Here is a 7,009-nt window from a genome sequence, read left to right as displayed (position 1 = left end):
CGCTGCGGCGCCTGCTGCGGGGCCGCGGCGCCGGCAGCCCGGCCGCCTCACCCTGACCCGGCGCCGGGCCGGGCACCGCGCCCGCCGCGACCCGGCCCAGCCGGCTTAACCCGGCCTTTGCCTTTGCGCTGCTAGGTCTTCTGTCAGGCGCAGGACGCGCCGGCCGGACGGGGTCTCCCCACCGGCTGACGGAGGAGGACCAGCATGGACCTCGGCACGCGGAGCATACGCTCGGCCGGCCTGGGCAGCGGCAGCATCGAGGTGACCCTTCCCGCCTCGCTGCGCGCCCTGCAGGGCCTGCCCTGCCGCATCGCGCTGCGTGACGGCCACCGGCCCGAGATTGCGCTGACGCCCGATCTCGGGCCGGCCCGCGCCGCCTTCGCCCGCCTTGCCGCGCTGCTGGACGATGCGCTGGGCCTGCCCCCCGCGCCGCTCGGCATCGCCGACTTCACCTTGTCCCTGCATTCCCACGGCGCCGCGGCGCCGCGCCCGCGCCTTGCCTGGGCGGATGGGCTGGCGCTGGTCGCGCCGCCGCCGCAGGCCATGGACGCCGTGGCGCGGACGCTGCGCGGCCTGGGCCAGCATGCCGCCGGCCGGCTCGGCCTTGCCGACACGCTCGCCCCCGGTTTCGGCGCCGCCCTTGCCTGGGCGGTCACCGGCCGGGTGGCCGATGCCGCCGACCAGCCGGCCTGCGACATCGCCGCCGCAGCCCTGGCCGAAGGCGGCATCACCGGCCCCGCCGGTCCCGACGGGCCGGCGAACGGCTTCGATCCGGCGCTCTGGGCGCAGGCCGCGCCGCGGCTGCGCCGCCTCCTCGCCCTGCACCAGGACTGGTCCACCCACCCCCAGCACCACGCCGCCTATGCCGAGGCCTGGCGCCGCGGCGTCGCCTGCGAACTCAGCGGAGAGTGACTTCGGAATGGCGCGACACACCCCCCAGCCCGCCGACAACGCATCCGCCGACCTGGCCGATGGGCCGGACAGCACCCTGCAGCTGCAGCCCGGCCCGGGCCATGTCCGCACCACCGCGCTGGATGCGCTGGCCACGAGGGCGCTCGGCTACCTGCATGCCGGCAACGCGGTGCATTTCCGCGGCCCGGCCGGCAGCGGCAAGACCAAGCTGGCGCTCGACCTGGCGCAGCGGCTCGGCCGGCCGGTGCTGCTGCTGGTCGGCGACGACAGCTTCGACACGAAAAGCCTGGTGGGGGAGGCGTCGGGCCTCAAGACCCGCCGCGTGGTGGACCGATACATCACCAGCGTGATGAAGGTGGAGACCGAGAGCGCGCCGATCTGGCTGGACCGCGCCCTGTCCATCGCCTGCGCCGAAGGCTGCACGCTGGTCTATGACGAGTTCAACCGCGCCCCCGCCAGCGCCAACAACGTGCTGCTGACGGTGCTGGAGGAGCGGATCCTGGTGCTGCCCAAGCCCCGGCACGGGGAAGGCACGCTGCGGGTCCACCCGGAATTCCGCGCCATCTTCACCTCGAACCCGCACGACCATGCCGGCGCGCATGCGGCGCAGGATGCGCTGCTGGACCGGATGATCACCATCGACGTCGAAGGCTTCGACCGGGAGACGGAGGTGGCGATCGCCGTCGCGCATTCCGGCCTGCCCTTCGTGGATGCCGGCCGGATCGTCGACATGGTGCGCGATTTCCGCCGCTCGCGCGAATGGACGCAGCGGCCGACGCTCCGCTGCTCCATCGCGATCGCCCGCATGGCCGGCCAGCTCGGCCTGCGCGTGACGGCCGAGGAGGAGCGCTTCGTGCAGCTCTGCCTGGATGTGCTGGCCAGCCGGCTGAAGCCGGGGCCGGACGGCGTGCCGGACCCGCGCCACCGCCAGATGCTGGTCCGCCTGATCGAGCATTTCTGCGGCGCCGGCGGGCCTGCCCCGCGCGGCACCGTCTTCGGAGGAGTCGCCGCATGAGACGCGCGCCGATCCGCACCATCCCCAGCCACGGCACCCGCCTGCGCCAGCACGGCGCGGGCGAGGCGCCGCTGGAATCGGTGGCGGCCGAATTCGCCCTGCTGGCGCAGCGCCGCGCCCGCGTCGCCCGGCAGATCGAGCTGCTCGACCGCCAGCGCGTCGCCGCCGGCGCCACGCTGCGGCTGGTGGAGGCACGGCTGCACCACCTCTCCCGCCGCATGGCCCTGCCGACGGCGACCGCCCAAGGGGCTTCCCAGGCGACCTCGCTGCGGCCCGCCCCTGCCCCGCCCGTCGCCCCGCCGGTGGTCGCGGCGCCGCCACCCCCGCCGCCTGCCCCGCCGCCCCTGGCCACGCCGCGGCCGCGCCGGCGCGGCCTGGTGCTGCAGTACTGAGGAGCCCAGCGCGATGGACGTCACCGAGATCGTCGAACGCACGAAACGCCAGATGGCCAGCATCACCGGCCTGTCGCCGGAGACCGTCGCCCGCTTCGACCGGGACGACGAAGGCTGGTCGGTTGCCATCGACATGATCGAGCACCGCGCCATCCCGCGCACCAACGACCTGCTGGCCAGCTTCGAGGTGAAGCTCGACCCCGGCGGCAACGTGCTCCGCTGGAAGCGGCTCGGCCGGTTCCTGCGCAGCCACGGCGCCCCGACGCAGGAGAGCTGAGCCGTGTCCCTGCAGCACAGCGTCGCCGGCTCCGGCCTCGCCGATGTCCTCGAGCGCATCCTCGACAAGGGCATCGTCGTCGCCGGCGACATCTCCGTCAGCCTCGTCGGGGTCGAGCTGCTCACGATCAGGCTCAGGCTGGTCGTGGCCTCGGTCGACCGCGCGCTCGAGATGGGCATCCGCTGGTGGGAAGCCGATGCGGCGCTCACCGGCCGGACCGAGAAGCTGGTGGCGGAGAATGCCGCCCTCGCCGCCCGGGTGGAGAAGCTGGAAGGCATGCTGGCCGGGGGACGGGCATGACCCGCCGCCCCGTCAGCCTGTCCCGCCGGCTCAGCGAACGGTCGCGCGCCGGCGACCCGCCGCCCGCCTCCGGCGCCGCGCCGGCCATGGGCGCCATGCTGGAAGGGCTGCAGCGCGTGCTCGGCGGCCTGCAGGACGCGATCAGCCAGGCCGAGCAGGCGCCGGATGCCGAGCGGAAGCTGGTCTTCGGCTACAGCCTGAAGGTCGGCCCGCTGGGGGCCGAGGCCGAGCCCTTCGGCCATGTCGCGCCCAGGGCGCGGGCCGACGGCGGGCGGGAGGCCGGCTCGCCGGCGGCGCGCGAGCCGATCACCGACGTGTTCGAGGAGGCCGACGCCATCCTCGTCATCGCCGAGGTGCCGGGCGCCGAGGCCGAGCGGGTGACGGCGACGCTCGACGCCGATGGCGCGCTGCTGATCGACTGCGCCGGGCCGCAGGCCTACCGCAAGCGCATCCCGCTGCCGGCGAAGGTGGATGGCGCCGGCCTGGCGATGGCCTGCCGAAACGGCATCCTGGAGATCCGCCTGCCGCGGGCGGAGGCCGGCGCGTGACCGACGGACCGCTCTACGCCTACGGCGTCGCCGCCGAGGATGCCGAAATCGACCTGCCCGCGCTGGGCGAGGGGCTGGGCGGCACGGCGCCGTCGCTGCTGCCGGCCGGCAGGCTGCTGGTCCTGGTCGGGCAGGCGCCGCCGCCGCCGCTGGAGCCGACGCGGCGGAACATGCTGGCGCATACCGCCGTGCTGGAACGCGCGCTCGCCCAGGCCGATGTGCTGCCCTTCAGCTTCGGCACCGTCGCGCCCGACCTCGCCACGCTGCGCCGCGGCCTTGCCTCGACCGAGAACCTGCTGCTGAACGCCCTGTCGGGCGTCGCCGGCCGCGTCGAGCTGGGCGTGAAGGCGACCTGGCGCGAAGGCGTGGCCTGGCGCGAGATCCTCGACCGCGATCCGGCGCTGCGCGCCATGCGGGACCGGCTGCGCACCGCCCGCCCCAATGCCGACACCTACCATGAGCGGATTGAGCTGGGCCGCCGGGTCGAGGCGGCGCTGAATGCGCGGCGGGAGGCCGAGGCGGCCGCGATCCTCGCGGAACTCGCGCCGCTGGCCGAGCGCAGCGCGACCTTGCGGCTGCTGGACGATGGCATGGTGCTGAACCGCGCCTTCCTGGTCCGCAGGGCCGAGGAGCCGCGCTTCGACGCCGCCATGCAGCGGCTGGCCGACCGGCACGGGGAGCGGATGGATTTCCGCTATGTGGGCCCGGTGCCCGCCTACAACTTCGTCTCGCTGCGGGCCGACTGGCTCGCGGCCGCGGCCTGAGGGCGGCGCGGCATGCTCGGCCTGCTCACCCTGCCCATCAAGGCGCCGGTCGGCGGCATCGCCTGGATCGCCCGCCAGGTCGCCGAGGCGGCGCTCAAGCAATGGCTCGACCCCGCGCGGATCGAGGCGGCGATGCTCGCGCTCGAGAAGCGGCTGGAGGCAGGCGAGATCGCCGAGGCCGAGTTCGAGGCGCAGGAAGCCGCCCTGCTGGCGGAGCTGCGGCAGATCCGCGCCGAACGCCAGGCGCGGGAGGGCGCATGAGCCTCCGCCGCGCCGTCGCCGCCGCGCCACCCGCCGATGCCAATCGCGGCATCCTGCGGCTCGACCCCGCCGACATGGCGGCGCTCGGTGTCGCGGTCGGCGGGCTGGTGGCGGTGACCGGCACGCGCACCGCCCATGCCCGGGCCCTGCCGCTGCCGCCGGCCGAACGCGGCCAGGCCAGGGTGGTGCTGGATGGCGCGACGCGGGCGAATGCCGGGATCGCCGTGGGGGGTGAGGTCGCGCTGGCCGCCGCGCCGGCGCCGGTGCGCGCCAGGCGGCTGACGCTGTCCGTCGCGGGCACCGCGCCCGCGGTGCCGGCACTGCGCCGGGCGCTGACCGGCCTGCCGCTCTCGGCCGGCGATGCGGTGCGGCTGCCGCTGCTGGGCGGGCGGGAAGCGGCGCTGCGCGTCGCCGCGACCGACCCGGAAGGCCCGGTGCTGCCGGACGAGGCGACGCAGATCGCCCTGGAACAGGCGGGCCGCGCCGCCGAGCGAGATGCCATCCGCTACGAGGATATCGGCGGCCTGTCGCGCGTGCTGGACCGGGTGCGGGAAGTGGTGGAACTGCCGCTTCGCCATCCGGAAGCCTTCGCCGCGCTGGGCATCACCCCGCCCAAGGGCGTGCTGCTGGTCGGGCCGCCCGGCACCGGCAAGACGCTGATCGCCCGCGCCGTCGCGGCCGAGGCCAATGCGCATTTCATCCTGGTGAACGGACCCGAGATCGTCGACCGCTACTACGGCGCCTCGGAACAGCAGCTGCGCGCGGTGTTCGAGGAAGCGCGCAAGCGCGCCCCCACCATCGTCTTCATCGACGAGATCGACGCCATCGCGCCGAAGCGCGATGCCCTTTCGGGCGAGAAGCAGGTGGAGCGGCGGATCGTCGCCCAGCTTCTCACGCTGATGGATGGCCTCGCCGGCCGGGGCGAGGTGGTGGTGCTGGCCGCCACCAACCTGCCGGACAGCCTGGACCCCGCGCTGCGCCGGCCCGGCCGCTTCGACCGGGAGATCCGCATCGACCCGCCGGACCGCCAGGGGCGGCGGGAGATCCTGGCGGTGCACAGCCGGGCCATGCCCCTGGCCCCGGATGTGGACCTCGACGCGATCGCCGAGGCGACGCCGGGCATGGTCGGCGCCGACCTCGCCGCGCTCTGCCGCGAAGCCGCGATGGCGGCGCTGGCCCGCGCCGGCGCGCTCTCGCCCGGCGGTCTCGCGGTGCCGGTCGAGACGTTGTCGGTCGCGGCGCCGGATTTCGCCGCGGCGCGCGCATCCGTCACGCCCTCCGCCCTGCGGGAGGTCTTCGTCGAGATCCCGGATGTGCGGTGGTCCGACATCGCCGGCGCCGAGGCGCTGCGCGTGGAACTGCGCCGGGCGGTCGAATGGCCGCTGCGGAACCCCGCGATGTTCGCCCGGCTCGGCCTGCGGCCGCCGCGCGGCGTGCTGCTGCATGGCGCGCCCGGCACCGGCAAGACGCTGGCGGCGAAGGCACTGGCGACCGAGGCCGGCACCGGCTTCATCGCCATCCGCGGCCCCGAGCTTCTCACGCAGTGGCAGGGGGCGAGCGAGCGCGCGCTGCGCGACATCTTCGCCCGCGCCCGCCAGGCGGCGCCCTGCATCCTGTTCTTCGACGAGGTGGACGCCATCGCCCCGCGCCGCGGCAGCGGCGACGGCGCGACGCTGGACCGGATGGTGGCGCAGTTCCTGACCGAGATGGACGGCGTCGCCGACCCGCCGGGCGTGGTGGTGCTGGGCGCCACCAACCGGCCGGACCGCATGGACCCGGCGCTGCTGCGCCCCGGCCGCTTCGACCTGGTGCTGGAAGTGCCGCTGCCGGATGCGGCGGCGCGCCGCGCCATCCTGCGACTGCACGCCGCGAAGCTGCCGCTGGCGCCGGATGTGGACCTCGATGCCCTGGCCGGCGCGACCGGGGGCATGGCCGGCGCCGACCTTGCCGGCCTCTGCCGCGCCGCGGCGCTCCGCGCCCTCGGCCGGGCCGAGGCAGTGCCCGACACCATCACGATCACCGCCGCTGACATGGCGGCCGCCCTCGCGGCCGCGCGGGAGATGCGACCATGGACCGCAGCCTGACCCTGATCGGCCTCGCGCCGGCCGAAGGCGCCACCGCCCTCGCCGAGGCGATGATGCGCGAGCCGGGGCCGCCCGTCCTCTTCCACCGCGCCGGCAGCGTCGCGCTGCTGGCCGAGCCGGCGGAGCGCGGCGGTCGCCTCGCCCTGCTGCGACGCGGCAAGGCAGGCCTGCTCGCCGGCCTGCACCGGCTGCAGCGGCGGCTGGAGATAGGCTGCCAGATGGGCCCCTTCCTGCCCTTCGACCCCGCCGCCGCCGCCTGCCCGGAAGCCGACCTGCCCCGCCTGCTGGAGGGCGCGGCCGAGCCGCTTGCCGCCGCGCTGCAGGCCCGTGGCCGGCGCCACCAATGGGATGTGATCCTGCGCTGGCAGCCCGAGCCGGTGCTGGCCCGCCGCCTGCCGCGCAGCGCCGCCCCGCGCGCCCGCGCCGCGCTGGCCGAGGCGGTGGCGGCGGCGCTGG

10 protein-coding genes are annotated in these 7,009 nt (G+C 75.8%); all 10 read left to right on the top strand.

The genetic code is table 11. The features are described from left to right. The first annotated feature begins 204 nt into the window (after window positions 1-204). Window positions 205-912, top strand: a complete 708-nt coding sequence (locus E2C05_RS26595) for a hypothetical protein (RefSeq protein WP_133222677.1) — start codon at window positions 205-207, stop codon at window positions 910-912. Between the two features lie 7 nt (window positions 913-919). Further along, a complete protein-coding gene (gene gvpN, locus E2C05_RS26590; RefSeq protein WP_133222676.1) occupies window positions 920-1,927 on the top strand; it encodes a gas vesicle protein GvpN in 1,008 nt (335 codons plus the stop codon). After that, on the top strand, window positions 1,924-2,319 hold the full coding sequence (locus tag E2C05_RS26585) for a hypothetical protein (protein ID WP_133222675.1): 396 nt from the start codon (window positions 1,924-1,926) through the stop codon (window positions 2,317-2,319). The genes gvpN and E2C05_RS26585 overlap by 4 nt, the downstream gene beginning before the upstream one ends. Window positions 2,320-2,332: 13 nt before the next feature. After that, complete coding sequence (gene gvpO, locus E2C05_RS26580; RefSeq protein WP_133222674.1) at window positions 2,333-2,596, top strand: gas vesicle protein GvpO; 264 nt, start codon at window positions 2,333-2,335, stop codon at window positions 2,594-2,596. Window positions 2,597-2,599: 3 nt separating this feature from the next. After that, window positions 2,600-2,896 carry a gas vesicle protein GvpJ gene (gene gvpJ / locus E2C05_RS35570; protein WP_200306479.1) on the top strand — a complete coding sequence of 99 codons (297 nt, stop codon included), beginning with the start codon at window positions 2,600-2,602 and terminating at the stop codon, window positions 2,894-2,896. Continuing rightward, the gene (locus E2C05_RS33415) at window positions 2,893-3,444 is read left to right on the top strand and encodes an Hsp20/alpha crystallin family protein (RefSeq protein ID WP_158292382.1); all 552 of its coding nucleotides are present in this window, start codon (window positions 2,893-2,895) and stop codon (window positions 3,442-3,444) included. The genes gvpJ and E2C05_RS33415 overlap by 4 nt, the downstream gene beginning before the upstream one ends. Beyond that, the gene (locus tag E2C05_RS33410) at window positions 3,441-4,208 is read left to right on the top strand and encodes a GvpL/GvpF family gas vesicle protein (protein WP_158292381.1); all 768 of its coding nucleotides are present in this window, start codon (window positions 3,441-3,443) and stop codon (window positions 4,206-4,208) included. Before E2C05_RS33415 ends, E2C05_RS33410 begins: the two co-directional genes overlap by 4 nt. A 12-nt stretch (window positions 4,209-4,220) precedes the next feature. Continuing rightward, entirely contained in the window at window positions 4,221-4,469 is a 249-nt protein-coding gene (locus tag E2C05_RS26565) for a gas vesicle protein GvpG (RefSeq protein ID WP_133222672.1), read from the top strand. Beyond that, window positions 4,466-6,553, top strand: a complete 2,088-nt coding sequence (locus E2C05_RS26560; protein WP_133222671.1) for an AAA family ATPase — start codon at window positions 4,466-4,468, stop codon at window positions 6,551-6,553. Before E2C05_RS26565 ends, E2C05_RS26560 begins: the two co-directional genes overlap by 4 nt. After that, a partial coding sequence (locus E2C05_RS26555) for a hypothetical protein (RefSeq protein WP_133222670.1) occupies window positions 6,538-7,009 on the top strand: 472 nt, incomplete at its 3' end. The genes E2C05_RS26560 and E2C05_RS26555, both read left to right, overlap by 16 nt.

The organism is Paracraurococcus ruber, assembly GCF_004353985.1.
In the GTDB taxonomy this organism is placed as follows: Bacteria; Pseudomonadota; Alphaproteobacteria; order Acetobacterales; family Acetobacteraceae; genus Paracraurococcus; species Paracraurococcus ruber.
Note: the sequence above shows the minus strand (reverse complement) of the source record. Positions and strands in the feature narration are given on the sequence as shown.

Coding starts and splice junctions, on each gene's coding strand:
- gvpO (WP_133222674.1), top strand. CDS start 2,333: ATGGACGTCACCGAGATCGTCGAACGCACGAAACGCCAGATGGCCAGC.
- E2C05_RS33415 (WP_158292382.1), top strand. CDS start 2,893: ATGACCCGCCGCCCCGTCAGCCTGTCCCGCCGGCTCAGCGAACGGTCG.
- E2C05_RS26585 (WP_133222675.1), top strand. CDS start 1,924: ATGAGACGCGCGCCGATCCGCACCATCCCCAGCCACGGCACCCGCCTG.
- E2C05_RS26560 (WP_133222671.1), top strand. CDS start 4,466: ATGAGCCTCCGCCGCGCCGTCGCCGCCGCGCCACCCGCCGATGCCAAT.
- gvpN (WP_133222676.1), top strand. CDS start 920: ATGGCGCGACACACCCCCCAGCCCGCCGACAACGCATCCGCCGACCTG.
- E2C05_RS26595 (WP_133222677.1), top strand. CDS start 205: ATGGACCTCGGCACGCGGAGCATACGCTCGGCCGGCCTGGGCAGCGGC.
- E2C05_RS26565 (WP_133222672.1), top strand. CDS start 4,221: ATGCTCGGCCTGCTCACCCTGCCCATCAAGGCGCCGGTCGGCGGCATC.